Below are 17,882 nucleotides of genomic sequence, written 5' to 3'. Positions count from 1 at the left end.
CTTTGCGCTGACCATCGCGCAAAGCACCTCAGGCGAATGGGTAATAGCATGGCAATGCGTGGCGATAATTCCAGAGCGAAAAGCGGTACGGTGATCGATACGGAACCGTTGCGTAATGCCATTGCCGGCAGCGTGCGTTCCGTGGCGGGAAATGCCCAGGTCGAGGTGGTTTTTGCCAATGAACGCCCTGGTCTGGCTGGCGAACGTATGCGCCTGCCGGAAATCTCTAAGAAACCGACAGCGCAGGAAATCGCCATCACCCGTGGTCTGGGCGATTCCATGGCGCTGCGCATTGCCTGCCATGACAGTGACGTGCATGCCACCATGGCACCGCAGGGTGCCGATGCCCGTGTCATCTTTGATGCCGTCGAACAGGCGCGTGTCGAATCGATCGGTTCGCTGCGCATGCCGGGTGTTGCCTCCAACATCCGCAGCATGAACACCGAAAAATACGCAAAGGCCAATTTCTCGACGATCGAAAAGCAGGATGATGCACCGATTGCCGAAGCTGTGGCACTGTTGGTGCGCGAACGCTTGACCGGCGAAAAGCCGCCGGCAAGTGCTGGCAAGGTGCTGGATCTGTGGCGCCCGTTCATCGAGGAAAAAGCCTCGGTCGATCTTGATAATCTTGGTTCTGCCATCCACGACCAGAAGGCGTTTGCCAAGCTCGTGCGGCATATGCTGACCTCGATGCAGATGGCGGAAGATCTCGGTGACGTCGACAGCGAAGCCGACAATCAGGACGCCGAGAGCGAAGAAGATCAACCACGCAGCAACGAGACAGAGGAAGAACAGGTCGAGGAAGAGGCCGGTTCTGACGCTGCACCGGCTGAAGAAAGCGAAGCCTCACAAGAGGAAATGGACGAAGGTGAAATGGATGGCGCCGAGATGTCTGAGGACGAAATGTCCGATGATCTCGATGACGACTCCGAGACACCGGGTGAAACCCGACGTCCAAACAGCCCGTTTGACGATTTCAACGAAAAGGTCGACTACCGCATATTCACCGAGGAATTCGACGAGGAAATTCGCGCCGAAGATCTCTGCGAAGAAGCGGAACTGGACCGGTTGCGTGCGTTTCTCGACAAGCAGCTTGCGCATTTGCAGGGTGCCGTGGGACGCCTGGCAAACCGCCTGCAACGCCGCCTGATGGCGCAGCAGAACCGTTCCTGGGACTTCGACCTTGAAGAAGGTTACCTTGATCCGGCAAGACTGGTTCGTCTGATCATCGATCCGATGCAGCCGCTGTCTTTCAAAAAGGAACGCGACACGAAATTCCGTGACACTGTTGTGTCGCTGGTCATCGACAATTCCGGTTCGATGCGCGGTCGCCCGATCACGGTTGCTGCCACCTGCGCCGATATTCTGGCGCGTACACTCGAACGTTCGGGCGTCAAGGTGGAAATCCTCGGTTTCACCACCAAGGCCTGGAAGGGTGGTCAGTCGCGTGAGCAGTGGCTTGCCAATGGAAAACCTGCGTCACCTGGCCGTCTCAATGATCTGCGCCACATCATCTACAAGAGTGCAGATGCGCCATGGCGGCGGTCGCGCCGCAATCTTGGCCTGATGATGCGTGAAGGCCTGTTGAAGGAAAACATCGACGGTGAAGCGCTGATGTGGGCGCATAACCGTCTGATCGGTCGTCCCGAGCAGCGCAAGATCATGATGATGATTTCCGATGGTGCACCGGTCGACGATTCCACGCTGTCGGTCAATCCAGGCAATTATCTCGAACGGCATCTGCGTGCTGTTATCGAACAGATCGAGACGCGGTCACCGGTCGAGCTTCTGGCCATCGGTATCGGTCACGATGTGACGCGCTATTACCGCCGTGCCGTGACCATCGTTGATGCGGATGAACTGGCAGGTGCCATGACGGAACAGCTTGCATCGCTGTTTGAGGAGCAGAGCAATACGAAGGCGTCCGGACGAGCGCGTCGTGCGGGGTAAGCGGTACGCGTATTTCTTGACGGGCTCGATCAAACATCCAATCTCCCTGAAAGGGTTTTGCGCAGCACTTGTTGCCAGCGTAGCACTGGCTTTGCCGGTGCCGGCTGCCGCAAGCGGCGTTGATGCGCCGGTAAGCGCCAGAGTTTTGCAAGGCTTCAAGGTCAGCGGCAAGGAAACCCGTTTTGGTTCGCTGGAATTTGTCGGCGGTCTGGTTCTCAGCTCGCGTGAACCCTTGTTCGGTGCCGTTTCCAGCATACGGTTTCGGCCCGATGGTCGTAATTTCATTGCCGTTCTCGATACCGGCCACTGGATGACTGGACAGATCGAGCGCTCTGCTGATGGCAAATTGTCCGGCGTTACTGGCGTCAAGATCACCCCGATGCTGGATGCGGCCGGACGCGAGCCGCGCCGCAAGATGGAAATGGACGCCGAAGGGCTGGTGTTGCGCGACGGACAGGTCATTGTCAGTTACGAGCAGCGACACCGCATCGATGTCTATCCTGATCCGGGCTTTGAGACATCACGGCCTGCCAAACGCATTCCTCATCTCATTCCATCGGCTGAACTGCGTGGCAATGGCGGCATGGAGGCATTGGGTATCGCACCTGCCAATTCGCCGTTGCGTGGTGCGCTGGTGGTGGTGGCTGAAAAAAGTGTCGATGAAAATGGCAATCTTCTTGGCGCGATCCTTGAGGGGCCATTGAAGGGCACGTTTACCGTTGCCCGTCATCCATCCTTCGACGTCACCGATAGCGATTTCCTGCCGAATGGTGATCTGTTGTTGCTGGAGCGGCGGTTCAACATGGCCGAGGGTGTCGGTGTGCGTATTCGGCGTATTCGCGGTGCCGATATCAAGCCGGGTGCGCTTCTTGATGGTCCGGTGATCTTTCAGGCCGGCATGGAAAGCCAGATCGACAATATGGAAGGTATGGATGTGATTGCCGGGCCCGATGGTGCAGCCCACATCATTCTGGTGTCCGATGACAACCACTCATTCCTGCAACGCAATATGATGCTGGAATTTCGCCTGAATGAATAAAGCCCGCTGACGCGGGCTTTTTCTTTTGTTGATTATACCGTCTTTGCCGGCGGCATTGGCTTCAGCGTGCTCATTAGCGCGCCGTAGGGCAGAAGCATGAACAGTCCGACCAGAACCTTCACCGTCAGGTCGCCAAGCGCCCAGGAGATCCACCGTGGAGCCTCTGCTGCCATGACACCGAAGATTGGTGCGTTCTCGATTGCAAAGGCATCGTTGGGGCCAATGAAGGCGAATGCCGGTGCAAAGGAGATCGAGAAGAACAGAACCGTGTCGAGCACGGAACCGGCAATGGAGCCGGCCAATGGCGCGTGCCACCAGCTTTGACGGCGCAGACGGTTGAATACCGAAATATCAAGCAGCTGGCCGATCAGATAGGCTGTGCCCGATGCTACGGCGATACGAGGGATCGACGTCCAGAACGACAGGCTGACACCAACGACAAAACCGGCAAACACCACACGACGTGCGATGGATGGTCCGAACTGGCGGTTGGTGAGGTCGGTAATCAGGAAAGCGATGGGGTAGGTAAATGCACCCCAGGTCAGGAGATCGCCAAGGGCGATACCGTACAGCGTGCCGCTGAGCGGGTACTGAACGAAGATGTTCGAAGCCACGACGACAAGCGTCATAAGGACGACATAGATAAATGTGTAACGCAGGTAGGGCATTTTTTTATCCTGGGTGATGCCACCAGTTGGAGGGATAACAATGTTTATTCAATAAAAAAGGCTTGATGAGTGGTGCCCATCAAGCCTTTGCATTTCGTGCTTGGGCAGATCAGGCTGCTTCAGCGGTCTTCTTTGCGATCTGGCGACGCAGCAGACGAGCGCGCATGCTCAGTTCGTTTTCGCTTGCCTTAAGAAGGAAAGCGTCGAGACCACCACGATGCTCAACGGTGCGCAAGGCTGCAGCGGAAACGCGCAGGCTGAAACGCTGGCCAAGAACATCAGAAATCAGCGTAACGCTGCAGAGGTTTGGCAAAAAGCGGCGCTTGGTCTTGTTGTTGGCGTGGCTGACGTTGTTGCCTGTCTGGACGCCCTTGCCGGTCAATTCGCATACACGGGACATGGGTACACCTATTCTTGTGTTTGCCTTTTGAACCAGCTTCCCGGCAAAAACCGGAAGGCAATCCAATTGGCCATGATTGGAAAGTTGCGGTTCTATAGTCAGCTAGGGCGTGACAGTCAAGCCGCTCAATGGCTTTGAGGCGGAATTTCCGAGTTTTCCCGACAATCATCGCTATTTTATTGCCACAAGTGCAGCTATATGATGCAGTCCGAAACGGTTTGGGCGGCCAAAGGTAGGCGGGAATGATAGCCATCGGACGGAAATATGTACAGGCTGCGGCAGTCCTGCTGGCGTCTTTTGGCGTGTCCCACGCGGCCGAAACGTCCCACAAAAGCGAATATAGCATCAATCTTGGCCTGCTGCCGATTGCCAAGGCGTCTTTTTCGACAAAGATGACCAATGGCAATTATTCGATTTCAGGCTCGTTCAATGCGGCCGGTATTGCCAGCGTCATCAAGGATATATCGGGCCGTACCACGGTATCCGGCATCAAGCGTGGCAATCGCATGCTCGCCAACCAGTATACGCTGGTCTACAAGGACGGCAAACGTACCCGCACCTATGAGGTGCGTTATCGCAATGGCAATGTCACTGCGACGGTGGTGCGCCCCGAACCCAAGGTCCGGCCCAAAAACTGGGTTGAGGTGCGTGACAGAGACTTGCGTTCGGTTCTCGATCCGATTTCCGGATTGATCATTCCAGCCGGTGGCCGTGTCTGCCCAAGTCGTCTGCCGATCTATGACGGGGAATCGCGCATGGATCTGGTGTTGAGCTCAAAGGGCACGCGGCCCTTCTCGACCACCGGCTTCAGTGGCGATGCCATCGTCTGTACATTGCGTTACGTGCCGAAGTCCGGTTTCCGTGAAGGTCGCGCTGACATCGAGTATCTGAAGTCGATTTCCATGGAAGTCTGGTTTGCCAAGGCGGAAAACATGGACCTCTACGCGCCGGTTTATGCGCGCATCCCAACCAAGGTCGGCCCGGTTTACATCACCGCCACCAAATATGGCGGCTGAAAAACCTGCGTTGGTCTGGTCAGCCGTGTTCCGGCTGCCAGCCTGCTGGTGCCATTTCAAAACTTGAAAATTCAAAGCCGGGCGACACCGTGCAGCCAACAAGGGTGAAATCACCTGTCGTTTCGGCCGATTGCCACCATCCGGCAGGCACAAGCCCTTGCGGGCGCTCCCCTGCCAGAACATCGGGGCCAAGGGTAATTGTGGTGCCGGCGGTGCCACCTTCGGCGACATGCAGTTTCAAAGGCGCGCCTGCATAATAGTGCCAGACCTCGACCGCATCGGTCACGCGATGCCAGTGGGAGCGTTCGCCTGCTTCCAGTAGGTAATAGATGGCGGTGGAATGACCACGGTTGTCGCCGGTGCTGTCACGAAAGGTCTGGCGATACCAGCCACCTTCCGGATGGCGTTCCAGCTTCAGTTCGCGAATGATCGCCTGTGCCGTCGTCAAATCCTGCGCTGCCATCAAAAATTGTCCTTCCGGGTGCGGATTTCTGCAAATACATCCTCATCGCTGGCATCGGTCATGCCAAGATGCTGGCGGATGGAGGCATTGGCGACACGCATATAGGGGTTGGTCTGTTTCTCAAGGCCGATCGTCGTTGGAATTGTGAATTTTCCTGCGTTACGCAGCGCTGATACTTCACCGGAACGGGCGCGGAGCACCGGATTATCAGGATCGACAGTCAAGGCAAAACGGGCGTTGGAAATCGTGTACTCATGGCCGAAATAGACCTCGGTATCGTCTGGGAGTGCCATGAGTTTCTGGAAGGAATGCCACATGTCAGCGGCCGGTCTTTCAAACAGGCGGCCACAACCCATGGCAAACAGGGTGTCGGCGGCAAACAGCAGCCCATCTTCAGCAATGTAATAACAGACATGGCCTGCAGTATGGCCGGGGGTTTCGATAACCTTGACCGTACGGCCGGCAAATTCAAATTCGTCGCCATCCATAACGGATTTATCGAGACCCGGAATGGCAACCGCCTCTCCGTGTGGTCCGAGGATCGTGCAGCCGAACTGTTCTTTCAGGGCCAGATTGGCATCGACATGGTCGTGATGGTGATGGGTGGTGAAAATATGCGTCAGGGTCCAGCCACGCCGTTTGGCGGCTTCGACAATCGCTTTTTCCTCAGGCGCATCGATGGAGGCCGTCGCGCCCGATACCGGATCGTGCAGCAGCACGCCAAAATTATCGCTGCGGCACAGGAAGGTTTCGATTTCCAAAGGTTTCATGGCAGGCTCCTCCTTGGCTTACGGTTGTGCGTTCTTTCATGTAAGTGCATTGTCCTTGAAGTCCAACCGGCTGCTGCTACATTCTGGTCATGAACACCGATATTGTCGATCTGCGTGAATTTTATCATTCCACCCTTGGACGGCTGGCGGAGCAATCCATCGTGATGGCGCTTTCCACCATGTGGCCACCGCTACCGGAAGAGCGTCTGCTAGGCCTCGGTTATGCTGTGCCCTATCTCGATCGTTTTCGTGCAGATACCGAGCGTACGTTTGCCTTCATGCCGGCAGGGCAAGGCGCGGTGAACTGGCCAGCGGGCGAATTGTCGTCCACGGCTCTGGTATTTGATGAGGAATTGCCGCTGCCGGATGCGTCGATAGACCGTGTGTTGATGGTGCATTCTCTGGAGTTTGCCGAAAATCCGCGTGAAACGCTGACCGAGTTATGGCGCGTGCTGGCGCCGGGTGGACGGTTGGTGATCGTTGTTCCCAACCGCCGTGGTGTCTGGGCACGTATGGAGCACACGCCGTTCGGGTCTGGCCGACCCTATTCCAGAGGTCAGCTGACGACCTTGCTGCGCGAGGCCAATTTTACCCCCGGTGTTTCGACCGAGGCGCTGTTGTTTCCGCCCTCCAAACTCAAGGTCATTCTCAAGCTGCGGCGTTATTTCGAAACCATTGGCCGCAAGCTGTGGCCGGTGTTTTCCGGCGTGATTATCGTGGAGGCGCAGAAGCGGCTTTATCAGGGTCTGCCGGTGTCACAGCGCGCGTCGCGTCGTGTGTTCGTGCCGGTGCTTGCACCACAGGGCATTCCGACCACCCGCATACGCGCCAAAGAGAGCAAACGCCGTTAGGTCAAAACTGACAGTAAGCACAGCCTAACCCTCGACAAATCCTGCGTTCCGGTCTAGGAGCAATCGGCATTTAACAGGTTGCAGCGGGCCTGGAGCGAGGGGGCAATTGCCTATCCAAGCCCAAGGGTCGTTGTGACATTCCGGTGTTCACCGTGCCGTTTGCACAGGCGTTTTTCTGAAGGTCGTTCCCATGCATGAAGAGCTGAGCCAACCCGTTCCGCGTCCGGGCATCCTGGACATTGCCGCTTATGTTCCGGGCAAGGAACACGCGCCTGGTGTGGCCAAGGTGTACAAGCTGTCTTCCAATGAAACGCCGCTTGGCCCAAGCCCAAGCGCAATCGAGGCTTTTGGTACGGCTGCCAGCCATCTTGAGCTTTATCCGGATGGGCAGGCGACGGTTCTGCGCCAGTCCATCGCCGATATCCATGGTTTGAACATTGCCAATATTCTGTGTGGCAACGGTTCCGATGAGCTGCTTGGCCTGTTGTGTCATGTTTATCTTGGCACTGGCGATGAAGCGATCATCACCGAGCACGGTTTTCTCGTGTACCGCATTCAGATCATGGGTGCTGGTGCAACACCCGTGACGGTCAAGGAACGCGACTGCACGGTCGATGTCGATGCGATTTTGGCAGCGGTTACACCAAACACCAAGATGGTTTTCATTGCCAATCCGGGCAATCCGACCGGCACCTATGTTCCGGTATCGGAAATTCGTCGCCTGCAGGCGAGCCTGCCCAAGCACGTGTTGCTGGTTCTGGATGCGGCCTATGCCGAATATGTGCGCCGCAATGACTATGAAGCGGGGCTGGAACTGGTTTCCTCCAACCGCAACGTGGTGATGACGCGTACTTTCTCCAAGGTGTACGGTCTTGCTGCGCTGCGCGTTGGCTGGATGTATGCGCCGGCGCATGTGATCGATGCGGTCAATCGCGTGCGTGGCCCATTCAATATGAGCGCGCCTGCGCTCGCTGCCGGTGCCGCCGCCATTCGCGATCAGGCCTTTGTGGAAAAGGCCGTTGCACACAACAAGGTGTGGCTGGAAAGGCTGACGCAGGAATTCACCGATCTCGGGCTGACAGTTACCCCGTCGGTCACCAATTTTGTGCTGGTGCATTTCCCTGATGTCGATGGCAAGCGTGCAACCGATGCCGACGAGTTCCTGACCAGCCGTGGTTATATCCTGCGTGCAGTGCGCGGTTACGGTTTCCCCAATGCCTTGCGCATGACGGTCGGCTCGGAAGAAGCGAATGCCGGTGTCATCGCCGCGCTGAAAGAATTTATGGGACGCAGTGCATGAGCGACGTTCATTTTGACAGAATTGCCCTGATCGGTATCGGCCTTATCGGCTCGTCCATCGCACGGGATATCAAGGAACTGTCCATCGCTGGCGATGTTGTGGTGTCGACGCGTAGCGCCGAAACCCTGAAACGCGCCGAAGAATTGCAGCTTGGCACGCATTATACGATTTCGGCAGCGGAAGCCGTTAAGAATGCCGATCTGGTGATCGTGTCGGTGCCAGTTGGTGCTTCTGAAAGCGTGGCCATCGAGATTGCGCCTCATCTGAAACCCGGTGCGATCGTTACCGATGTGGGGTCGACCAAGGCATCGGTCATCGCGCAGATGCAGCCGCATATGCCGCAGGGTGTGCATTTCATTCCAGGCCACCCGCTGGCCGGTACGGAAAAGTCCGGTCCGGATGCCGGTTTTGCCGGTCTGTTCCGTAGCCGCTGGTGCATCTTTACACCGCTTGAGGGCACTGACCCGCAGGCGTTGGAAAAGTTGAAGACCTTCTGGAAGGCACTCGGCTCGATGGTCGATGAAATGACGCCTGAGCACCATGACAAGGTGCTGGCGATCGTTTCACATCTGCCACATATCATCGCCTACAATATTGTTGGCACGGCGGATGATCTGGAGACGGTGACGGAATCGGAAGTCATCAAATATTCTGCCTCGGGTTTCCGCGACTTTACCCGTCTGGCAGCATCAGACCCGACCATGTGGCGGGATATCTGCCTGCATAACAAGGATGCGATCCTTGAAATGCTGTCACGTTTTTCGGAGGATCTGGCTTATCTGCAGCGAGCAATCCGCTGGGGCGAGGGAGACAAGCTGTTTGAACTGTTCACCCGCACCCGCGCTGTCCGCCGCTCAATCGTTCAGGCTGGCCAAGATGTGGATACGCCGGATTTCGGCCGGCATATCCTCGACAAGAAATAATCGGAAAAACGATACCGCCGGTTCAGATCGGCGGTATCTTTCCCAGCGGAATAAAGCCGCTTACCGTTGCGCGACCACGGTCCACCACCAGATCGACCGAGACACGCTGGCTGCCACCTGCAAGCGCACGCAGCAGTTTGGTGGCGCTATCGATGGTTGGTGCCAGCTGCGGAAACGCTTCCTTGGCAGTGTTGCCCCATTCACCCAACTGCTGAACTTCCAGCTTGAACTTGCCCGAAAGATAACCGCTTTCATCGAAAGAAAACGGGCCGGTCAGCGTCATGGTGCGGCCTTCACCAATATCGGCAACGGCTTGGCGTAGCTCACCGGTTGCGCCGTAAAGGCCTGCCTCGTCGCTGCCATCAATCATGCCAGCCTTGCCGACCAGCGTGACATCGAGATTGGTGGAAAGGCGCGGCAACAGTTGTGGCCAGCCTTCGATCACCGTTGCGGAATCGGTCATGGAAATGGCTGCGTCAAGATCGGCATTGTTCTGCCGCACGTGAATTTCCGTGTGTCCCGCATTGAAGTTGATGGTCTGGCCACTGACCGAGGAGACTGCCGTCGCCTTCAGGCCGTCGATAACGGTTGATGTCCGGTCAACGCCCTTCAGCTTGGCAATCAGGCTGGACTGCAGGTTTTCCCAGGCGGCATTGATCGACAAGCCATGGGCGGTGCGAATCTCAGCCGGTGAGTCCAACTCCATCACGATGTGGTTGGGCGCGTAGACCTGCGCTGCCGACCGCAGCGAGCCAAAGGACGCAGAAATGCCATTGGTGCTGTCATCCACCGTCACCTTGGAGCAGAACAGGCCAATACGGAACGGATAGCCGCGGAAATCCATATCCACGCATTCACCGCTGATTTCCTTGCCGCCAGCCGGGCTGATGGTTTTCAGCACTGTTTCACGCAAGGCGGATGCGGCATAGAACCAACCGCCGGTATAGACAGCGATTGCCAGCACAATGCCCGTACCGAGCAATAGAAATTTTTTGTTGCTTGTCGATTGGCTTGATGCTGCCATGATGTTCTCCAAGGCTGGCGACGAAACATGATGATGATCTGGCGTGCGATATGGACGATTTTTGGGTATTTGGCTACGGCTCCTTAATGTGGAACCCGGGTTTTGCGTTTGAGGAACGTCAGACGGCCCGGCTGTATGGTTACAGGCGTTCGCTTTGCATATGGTCGAGCGTCTATCGCGGCACCGAGGAAAAGCCGGGTCTGGTGCTGGGTTTAGACCGTGGTGGCTCCTGCCTTGGTGTGGCTTTCCGCGTCAAGGGCAGCGCGCATGCTGACGTGATTGGTTATCTGCGTGAACGCGAACTTGTGACCAATGTCTACAAGGAGCGCATCGTGCCGGTCAGCCTGAAGGCTGGTGCAAAGGTCAACGCTGTGACCTATGTTGCCGATCCGCTGCACGAACAATATGCCGGTGGACTGAGCATCGAAGACGCTGCCCGTGTCGTCAGCGGCAGTGTGGGCAGATCAGGCCCAAACACCGATTATGTCGTCAATACCATTCAGCATCTGACGGATATCGGCATACGCGATCTGTGGCTGGAGAACGTGGCCTCCAGCCTGCAACGGATCGACGGTTAGACTTTTATCGTCGTCTATCGTCGCGCTTCAGGCGGGCAGGCTTTTCAGGGCGTGCCTCACACGGGCCTGTGCGGAAAGCAGGAAAACAAAGGCTGCCAGTTCGGACATTTCTTCCAAAACCTGCATGTGACCCCATTCACCGAAGTTCAGGCCCATATGTCCTTCCGCACCGGCTGAAATGACCATTGCCAGAATAACCAGGGCGAGATCAGCAAAGGGAAACTGCCGCGTGACAAGCAGATGTTTGACGATAAACAACCCCTTGGCCTTGATGGCACATGCTGCAATCAACAGGAAAACAACAGCCAGTACAGGGGTGATGTAAGGTTTGTACCAGAGCTGTGTGGATGAGAAAAACGGCCCATGCTCGCTGATCGATAGTGCGGGCAGGAACACGGCGCCCCAGCTCAGCTCACGCAGGGCCATGATGATCCATACAGGAACAACCGCGATCCAGAACCATTTGGTCGCCAATTGATTGCGAACTGCAAAACGTGCTGCCAGTAATCCCCCACCCAGCAACAGCAGAACCTGCGCGTTCTCTATCGGTCCGTTTTCAAATCCAGTCCATGCGGGTAATATTCCAGCGGATGCGAAGCTCAAAGCCAGTAAGGCTGCTCCGCCCCACCTCATCTGTTTCATTGCAATCATGTAGTCGTCGTCTCTCCCGGGATCGTCTGGGTGTTTCGTCACCCGAACGGTAATCCACTCTTATGAGCGCTGGGGTGCCAGGCGACAACTACAATGAGAACTCCCATAAGCGGCAAAACCGTGACTAGTACACGGATTTGTCACAAACGCTGCTTTCGCCAAGCCGTAAAGGGAGGGCGGCTCTGGTCTGTTGCATGACCCGTTTTAACAGGTAAGGAGGCAGCGTTCAGCTGGCTGGATTTTCCATGGCCTTGATCTCTTCCAGCCGCTTGATGGCGGTTGGTGGCAAGGGAAGATCAGGATTGTTGGCTGCGGTTTCGACCAGCAATTCGTCGCTTGCCTTTTCGGTCACAGCAATCAGCTTTTCGAAAAACGCATCCGGGTCGAGGCCAGGCTCGATCGGTGGCAAGATGCGCACCTTGAAATGTCCGGGGTAACGCATGGTCGAGCGACGTGGCCAGAACAGACCGGGATGCATGGCAACCGGTACGACAGGGACCTTGAGGTCGCGGTACAGGCGGGCGATGCCATAACGGTAATGCGGTTCGGCACCCGGCGGACGGCGTGTACCTTCGGGGTAAATGATGAGCTCGCGGCCTTTTGCCATTTCCTGTTTTGCGCGTTCCATCACTTTGAGCATCACCTTGCCGCGTGCGGCACGGTTGACCGGGATCATGCGCTGTTTCATCGCGTACCAGCCAAACAGCGGTATCCACAGCAGTTCGCGCTTGAGGATGTAAACCGGATCATTGAGGTTTGGCAGCAATGCGTAGGTGTCCCAGAAGGACTGGTGTTTTGGTGCAAAAATGCAGCCGGTGGTCGGAATGTTTTCCAGCCCTTCGATTTCAAAGGTTGTTCCGACGATGTTCTTCATCAGCCAGTGGCTGGAACGAGCCCAGTTCTTGGGGATCTCATAGGCAATCTTGCGCGGCAGGATAAAATAGATCGGCGTCAGCACGACCATCCTGAGAATGAGATTGGCATAAAACAGTGTGTTGAACAGTGCGGAACGCAGCTTGAGCATAAAGGACAACTCTCCGGGCACATCCGCTGTTTCGATGGGAGATGGTTCCGAAACGATAATATCGGGTGCAGTTACCGCACGCCTACACGAAAAGGCGCAGTTACGGCAAGTGCCGTTTTATTTTCCGTCTGGGCTCGTCAGGCCGCGAAGGCCATTGCTTTTGCCCATTCCGGCAATATCGCGGGCGGCAGCGCCGACATATTTCGCATATTCATAGAGAAGGGTGCGCAATACATCAGGGTCTGCAAACCAGTTCTTGCGGGTCAGGTCGGAGCTGACGACAGGGTAGGCGATGAACTCGGTCTTCGGGCTTGCCCGGCGCAATTCATACAGACTACGGTGCATGTGGTAATTGTTGGTCACGACAAGCACATTGGAATAGTCGTGATCGCCAATCCAGCGGGCTGCTTCATTGGCATTGCCAATGGTGTCGATTGCGTCATAACCCACGTCGACACAGCAGGAAAACAGGTCACTGGAACTCTGTGTCATCTTGCGGATCTGGGCGCGGCTGGTCGACGGATTGGCGCCTGATATCAGCAGGCGCGTACCAGCGCCGGAGCGCAAAAGCTCGACTGCCTGATCAATACGCTGGTAACCGCCGGTCAGCACGATGATCGCGTCCGCCTTGATGTCGGTCGGTGGTTTCATGGTGGCCACTGCATCGGCAAAACGCAAAAATCCTGCAAAAACAATGGCAGCAATCACGACTGCTGCCAGGATCAGGTAGCGTGCGGTCCTGCGCAAAGGTCCGCGCCGTGAAAACAGGCTCCTTTCGGATCTGCTTTCCCGTGAGATGTTTGTCTCATCGTTGCGTTGCGACCGACTCATCAGCATGTCTATTCAATAATGGCAGATTGCGGCAAGGAACAGGCATTTCCTTGCCAAACTATGTCAGGCGGGAGGAATTCCATCGGTGCGGGAAGCGTCTGAGCGCATCTGGTCGATGTCATCGATCGTGCGGATAACGGTGACGCGAGCGGTCAGCGTCGTCAGCAGGGCGATGAAGATCATGGTCGCAAAGATGCCGAGATAACCGGTCAGACCCACCGAAAATGTTCCGAACAGGGCAGTTGCCTGGTCACTTTGCGGGGTGGCTATCGATCGTGATTGCCAGAAACCGGCGCTCAAGAACACGGCAGTTGCCAGCAGTCCACCAGCCGCAGCTCCCTTGAAACTGATCTTGAGGAAATGTTTCTGGAACTCATGCGCCACGAATTTACTTTCGGCGCCAACGAAATGCAGCACCTCGACAATGTGCCTGTTGCCGGCAAGTGCGCCACGTGTTGCAAAGATCACGGTCAGCACCATGGCGATGAACACCAGTCCCAAGACGCTGATGCCGATCATCACAGTGGTGCGCGCCATGGAAACTAGGCGGTCCACCCACGTGCGGTGGTCATCAAGAAAGGCTTGCGGCACTTCGGTTTTCAACAAATCCCGCATGGCCTGAAAATCGGGTGGATTGTTTTCATCAATCGTGACGATGACCAGGCGTGGTACCGGCAACTCATTGATGTCGAGGCCAGAACCCAGCCATGGTTCCAGCAGACGCGCGGTTGCACCATCATCAAGAATGGTGCCTTCACGCGTGCCGACAAAGGTCAGGGCAAGATTGCGCGCCTTGTTCAGCGCAGCCGTCATATCAAGTCCGTCTTCGGGTTTGATCTGGATGGTGATTTCGCGGGAAATCTGGCTCTGCCAGGAAGATGCCGTTGCGCGGATCATGCTGACGGCGCCGAGTGTCAAGCAGGCCAGAAAGGCCATGATGGCGATGACGACAATCAGCGCATTGCCCTGGATATTGGAGGGCGGTAATATCGGCGCCATTGGTCGAATACGCATGGCAGGGCGCTGCTTGCGATTTTGCTGTGGCGAAAGCTGCTGACGGTTGATCTCATTCATAGATATCGAGCCGCCCTTCGGTAAGGATCATGCGACGCGCGTCGACCTGATCCATCAGTGCAAAATCATGGGTGGCGATAACAACGGCGGTGCCGAGCCGGTTCAATTCCAGAAACAGGTTCAAAAGTCGTTTGGCCATGGGCGGGTCAACGTTGCCGGTCGGTTCGTCAGCGAGGAGGATTTCCGGTTGGTCCATCAAAGCGCGGGCGATGGCGGCGCGCTGTTTTTCACCACCGGACAAAATGGGCGGAAGCACATTGATGCGTTCGCCAAGCCCCACCCATTTCAACAGTTCGATGACGTCGGACCGATAAGAGCTTTCGTCCTTGCCACGCACACGCAGCGGCAGGGAGACATTTTCATAGGTTGTGAGATGGTCGAGCAGACGAAAATCCTGAAACACGATGCCAACACGGCGGCGAAGCAGGGGAAGTTCGGCGCGTGGAATGCGTGAAATGTCCCGATCAAACATGCGGATCATGCCGCGGGTCGGTTGCAGCGACATGAACAGCAGTCGTAGAAGAGTGGTTTTACCCGCACCCGACGGGCCGGTCAGAAACTGAAATGATCCTTTGGGAATATCGAACGTCATGTCCCTGAGGATTTCTGGGCCCATGCCATAGCGCAACCCGACATTTTCGAAATGGATCAACGGACTTCCAGTCTTTCTCTTTCACAGCGGCAATTTTGCATGGAACGTTTCAGCCCGCATCATGGTTTCAAACCAGTGACGCGGTGTCTGTCATGACCCGATGTTTGCGAAGCATTAACCATTTAAATTTACGTTTGGTGAGTATTTGTTTCAATGCCCAGTTTTCAAAGGGCGGAAAACCATAGAGGAAATTCCATGGGTATGTTCCGTTCGTCGCGTCGTCATGACACATTCGACTTCGATCTTCTCCTGCCTGAGCATCCCGCGCGCAAAGCGCAGCGTTCCGGCCCGGCAGCAAATGATGTGATTGACGCCGAGTTTGTGACGGTAAAGGAAACACCGGCACGCGGCTATGGCAATGACAATCGCCAGCGCCGTTATCAACAGCGTGTGATGCCTTCCCAGCCGTTTCCGGGCCTGTTGCGACAGGTGGAAGCGCGCCTTGGCAAATTGTCTGTCGATGCTTATTCGGCATTGGTGGCACTTTCCGTGGTGGTTGTTTTTGGTGTTTCCGGTGGTTTCACATTGGTTTCCGGGGCGCCTGCAGCGGTTCAGGAGCAGGTCAACCCGCTTGGCATTTCCCATGTCACCATCACACCGCAGGATGCGGATGGCATGGAAGTGCTGTCCATCAACGGTATTGTCGAGAACCATGGCGGGGATGTGTTGGCAGTACCAAATATCCGCGCAGATCTGATGTCCGAGAATGGTCAGCTTGTTGCCAGCATTGTCATCAATCCGCCTGTTGCCGAAATTCTTGCCGGTCAGAGCCACGGATTCACGACAAAATTACGCCATCCCGGTGGAAAAACGCCGCGTTTGAAGCTTTCCTTTATGGAAATGGGTGTTTCCGGTTCGTGATTGTGCTAGCGGGTTTCCTTTATTAAGCGGCAAGGTTTTTACCGTTTCCGCCTGTCAGCCAAGGAGATTGCATGCCCGTCGTTCGTGGAAAGCTCATCGAGCCGCTTTATACGGCAGAACAAATCGCCGAGCGTAACCGGGATATGGCGCAGCGTATTGCCTCGGGTCCCACCAAGGATCTGCTGGTGATCGCGGTTCTCAAGGGCTCGTTCATCTTCGCCGCCGACCTGATCCGCTCGCTGCATGACAGTGGTCTTGCACCCGAGGTGGAGTTCATCACCCTGTCGAGCTACGGCGCGGGTACGGTTTCGCAGGGTGTGCGGATCGTGAAAGACATCGACAGCGATGTGAAGGATCGCGATGTTCTGCTGATTGATGACATCCTGGAGTCCGGTCGCACGCTGCTGTTTGCCAAGGAATTGCTCTATGAGCGTGGCGCTCGCAACGTGACCATTGCCGTGCTTCTCGACAAGAAGGTCAAGCGTAAGGAAAACCTTGAGGCTGACTATGTCGGGTTCGAATGCCCCGATTATTTCGTGGTCGGTTACGGTATGGACGTGGCCTATGCCTTCCGCGAACTGCCATTTGTCGGCGTCGTCAAAGGTGATGCAGAGGCGTAAATCGCCTCTCGCCTGATGACTGCTTGTTAACCATATCAGCGGCATCGCGTCTTATATCGTAACAAAGGGCGCAATCTTTACCGATTGAAAAGGTGCAGCGGCGATTTTGCTCATGGCTGGAGATGACTGCCAGGAGCAATGGTTATTATGGCAAGAATTTTGATTACTGAAGACGAGGATTCACTGCGCTCATTTGTGGCGCGGGCCTTGCGCCTTGATGGCCACGAAACCCACGAGGCGGCGGATGGTGCTGAAGGGCTGGAGAAGCTGCAAGAGCATAATTTCGATCTTCTTTTGTCCGATATCCGCATGCCGGTTATGGATGGTATCGAGCTGGCGCACCGTGCCGCATCGCAATTTCCAGATATGCGCATTCTGTTGATGACAGGTTATGCCGAGCAGCGGGAACGTGCCGACGATCTGATGGAAAAGGTCGTTGATGTGGTTTCCAAGCCATTTGCCTTGCCGGATATCCGCATGGCTGTTGCCCGCGCACTTGCCAATCGTACGGCGGCCTGACGACGCCGCCTTTTTGCCTGTTGCCAATTTTTCTTCTCTGCAAATCCTGACAGGAGCGTGCCTTGAAAAATGGTGCCTGGCTGAATGAGCCGAAGGACTGGTCCCTGAGCGACGATGTTCTCGACATCATCACGGATGAGGGATCGGATTTTTGGCGCGAGACCTATTACGGGTTCACACGCGACAGCGGGCATTTTTACGGGGTCACGGCACCATCGGCCTTCACGGCGCAATTTCGCATTCGCGGCCATTATCAGTCTCTTTATGATCAGGCCGGTCTGATGGTGCGTGTGGATGGGTATCGCTGGATCAAGGCCGGGATCGAACTTTCCGATGGCCGCGCCATGCTGGCCAGCGTCTTGACGGATGGTCGTTCTGATTGGTCGACCGCCCCTTACGAAGGCAATGCCGATGATTTCTGGATGCGGGTGACGGTGGAGAAGGGTGTCATCCGTGTGCAGGTCTCGGCCGATGGCAAATTATGGCCACTTGTGCGCCTTGCGCCCTTTGCCGCTGCCGAAAACTATCTCGTTGGCCCGATGGCCTGCACACCTGAACGGGCAGGGTTGAAGGTCCGGTTTTCAGATTTTCAACTGACCGCGCCACTCGGCAAGGATTTGCACGACCTAACCTGAGGGAGAACCGTGCATCCTCCCCAAGTGGTTGGG

21 protein-coding genes are annotated in these 17,882 nt (G+C 56.0%); 11 read left to right on the top strand and 10 right to left on the bottom strand.

Annotation, left to right across the window (positions count from 1 at the left end):
- The first annotated feature begins 48 nt into the window (after window positions 1–48).
- Both cobT and RT613_RS08480 read left to right on the top strand, forming a co-directional pair.
- A complete protein-coding gene (gene cobT, locus RT613_RS08485) occupies window positions 49–1,950 on the top strand; it encodes a cobaltochelatase subunit CobT (RefSeq protein ID WP_313614520.1) in 1,902 nt (633 codons plus the stop codon).
- A 40-nt stretch (window positions 1,951–1,990) separates the two neighbouring features.
- Window positions 1,991–2,989 carry an esterase-like activity of phytase family protein gene (locus RT613_RS08480; RefSeq protein ID WP_313614569.1) on the top strand — a complete coding sequence of 333 codons (999 nt, stop codon included), beginning with the start codon at window positions 1,991–1,993 and terminating at the stop codon, window positions 2,987–2,989.
- Window positions 2,990–3,021: 32 nt separating this feature from the next.
- Here the strand turns inward: RT613_RS08480 and RT613_RS08475 are convergent, their stop codons facing one another.
- On the bottom strand, window positions 3,022–3,657 hold the full coding sequence (locus RT613_RS08475; RefSeq protein WP_313614518.1) for a VUT family protein: 636 nt from the start codon (window positions 3,655–3,657) through the stop codon (window positions 3,022–3,024).
- Between the two features lie 109 nt (window positions 3,658–3,766).
- Window positions 3,767–4,057, bottom strand: coding sequence for a 50S ribosomal protein L28 (gene rpmB, locus RT613_RS08470; protein ID WP_313614516.1), 291 nt, complete (start codon window positions 4,055–4,057; stop codon window positions 3,767–3,769).
- 242 nt (window positions 4,058–4,299) lie between these two features.
- On the opposite strand from rpmB, the gene RT613_RS08465 reads away from it, so the two are divergent.
- Complete coding sequence (locus tag RT613_RS08465; protein ID WP_313614514.1) at window positions 4,300–5,073, top strand: DUF3108 domain-containing protein; 774 nt, start codon at window positions 4,300–4,302, stop codon at window positions 5,071–5,073.
- A gap of 19 nt (window positions 5,074–5,092) precedes the next feature.
- On the opposite strand, the gene RT613_RS08460 is transcribed toward RT613_RS08465, so the two are convergent.
- Together RT613_RS08460 and gloB are read right to left on the bottom strand one after the other, a co-directional pair.
- Window positions 5,093–5,536, bottom strand: a complete 444-nt coding sequence (locus tag RT613_RS08460) for a cupin domain-containing protein (RefSeq protein WP_313614512.1) — start codon at window positions 5,534–5,536, stop codon at window positions 5,093–5,095.
- Window positions 5,536–6,306, bottom strand: coding sequence for a hydroxyacylglutathione hydrolase (gloB, locus tag RT613_RS08455; RefSeq protein WP_313614511.1), 771 nt, complete (start codon window positions 6,304–6,306; stop codon window positions 5,536–5,538). Before gloB ends, RT613_RS08460 begins: the two co-directional genes overlap by 1 nt.
- Window positions 6,307–6,395: 89 nt before the next feature.
- Between gloB and RT613_RS08450 the strand changes: the two genes are divergently transcribed.
- The 3 genes from RT613_RS08450 (at window position 6,396) to RT613_RS08440 (ending at window position 9,380) form a co-directional block, all read left to right on the top strand.
- On the top strand, window positions 6,396–7,157 hold the full coding sequence (locus tag RT613_RS08450; protein ID WP_313614510.1) for a class I SAM-dependent methyltransferase: 762 nt from the start codon (window positions 6,396–6,398) through the stop codon (window positions 7,155–7,157).
- 190 nt (window positions 7,158–7,347) lie between these two features.
- Window positions 7,348–8,457 carry a histidinol-phosphate transaminase gene (gene hisC / locus RT613_RS08445; protein WP_313614508.1) on the top strand — a complete coding sequence of 370 codons (1,110 nt, stop codon included), beginning with the start codon at window positions 7,348–7,350 and terminating at the stop codon, window positions 8,455–8,457.
- Window positions 8,454–9,380 (top strand): prephenate/arogenate dehydrogenase family protein, encoded by a 927-nt coding sequence (locus RT613_RS08440; protein WP_313614507.1) that lies wholly within the window; start codon window positions 8,454–8,456, stop codon window positions 9,378–9,380. The genes hisC and RT613_RS08440 overlap by 4 nt, the downstream gene beginning before the upstream one ends.
- 22 nt (window positions 9,381–9,402) lie before the next feature.
- Here the strand turns inward: RT613_RS08440 and RT613_RS08435 are convergent, their stop codons facing one another.
- Window positions 9,403–10,404, bottom strand: coding sequence for a DUF2125 domain-containing protein (locus RT613_RS08435; protein ID WP_313614505.1), 1,002 nt, complete (start codon window positions 10,402–10,404; stop codon window positions 9,403–9,405).
- A gap of 50 nt (window positions 10,405–10,454) precedes the next feature.
- Here RT613_RS08435 and RT613_RS08430 point away from each other — a divergent pair, with 50 nt between their 5' ends.
- Entirely contained in the window at window positions 10,455–10,982 is a 528-nt protein-coding gene (locus RT613_RS08430) for a gamma-glutamylcyclotransferase (protein WP_313614503.1), read from the top strand.
- Window positions 10,983–11,009: 27 nt separating this feature from the next.
- On the opposite strand, the gene RT613_RS08425 is transcribed toward RT613_RS08430, so the two are convergent.
- From RT613_RS08425 to ftsE, 5 genes are all read right to left on the bottom strand, one after another.
- On the bottom strand, window positions 11,010–11,633 hold the full coding sequence (locus tag RT613_RS08425) for a hypothetical protein (protein WP_313614502.1): 624 nt from the start codon (window positions 11,631–11,633) through the stop codon (window positions 11,010–11,012).
- A gap of 226 nt (window positions 11,634–11,859) precedes the next feature.
- Window positions 11,860–12,657 carry a 1-acyl-sn-glycerol-3-phosphate acyltransferase gene (locus tag RT613_RS08420; protein WP_313614501.1) on the bottom strand — a complete coding sequence of 266 codons (798 nt, stop codon included), beginning with the start codon at window positions 12,655–12,657 and terminating at the stop codon, window positions 11,860–11,862.
- Window positions 12,658–12,774: 117 nt separating this feature from the next.
- The gene (locus RT613_RS08415) at window positions 12,775–13,488 is read right to left on the bottom strand and encodes a YdcF family protein (RefSeq protein WP_409558787.1); all 714 of its coding nucleotides are present in this window, start codon (window positions 13,486–13,488) and stop codon (window positions 12,775–12,777) included.
- 63 nt (window positions 13,489–13,551) lie between these two features.
- Window positions 13,552–14,562: an ABC transporter permease gene (locus tag RT613_RS08410; protein ID WP_313614497.1), complete on the bottom strand. Its 1,011-nt coding sequence runs from the start codon at window positions 14,560–14,562 to the stop codon at window positions 13,552–13,554.
- On the bottom strand, window positions 14,555–15,214 hold the full coding sequence (ftsE, locus tag RT613_RS08405; protein WP_313614496.1) for a cell division ATP-binding protein FtsE: 660 nt from the start codon (window positions 15,212–15,214) through the stop codon (window positions 14,555–14,557). The genes RT613_RS08410 and ftsE overlap by 8 nt, the downstream gene beginning before the upstream one ends.
- 201 nt (window positions 15,215–15,415) lie before the next feature.
- Here ftsE and RT613_RS08400 point away from each other — a divergent pair, with 201 nt between their 5' ends.
- The 4 genes from RT613_RS08400 to RT613_RS08385 all read left to right on the top strand — a co-directional run bounded on the left by RT613_RS08400 (window position 15,416) and on the right by RT613_RS08385 (window position 17,849).
- On the top strand, window positions 15,416–16,075 hold the full coding sequence (locus RT613_RS08400) for a hypothetical protein (protein WP_313614567.1): 660 nt from the start codon (window positions 15,416–15,418) through the stop codon (window positions 16,073–16,075).
- Window positions 16,076–16,146: 71 nt separating this feature from the next.
- Entirely contained in the window at window positions 16,147–16,695 is a 549-nt protein-coding gene (gene hpt / locus RT613_RS08395) for a hypoxanthine phosphoribosyltransferase (RefSeq protein ID WP_313614495.1), read from the top strand.
- A 147-nt stretch (window positions 16,696–16,842) separates the two neighbouring features.
- Window positions 16,843–17,214: a response regulator gene (locus RT613_RS08390; protein ID WP_313614493.1), complete on the top strand. Its 372-nt coding sequence runs from the start codon at window positions 16,843–16,845 to the stop codon at window positions 17,212–17,214.
- 62 nt (window positions 17,215–17,276) lie between these two features.
- Complete coding sequence (locus RT613_RS08385) at window positions 17,277–17,849, top strand: DUF1349 domain-containing protein (RefSeq protein WP_313614491.1); 573 nt, start codon at window positions 17,277–17,279, stop codon at window positions 17,847–17,849.
- Window positions 17,850–17,882 lie beyond the last annotated feature (33 nt).

The sequence above is a fragment of the Agrobacterium sp. genome (assembly GCF_032092815.1).
GTDB lineage: Bacteria > Pseudomonadota > Alphaproteobacteria > Rhizobiales > Rhizobiaceae > Agrobacterium.
The sequence above is the reverse complement of the archived record's forward strand: the minus strand, read 5'-3'. Positions and strand labels throughout refer to the sequence as shown.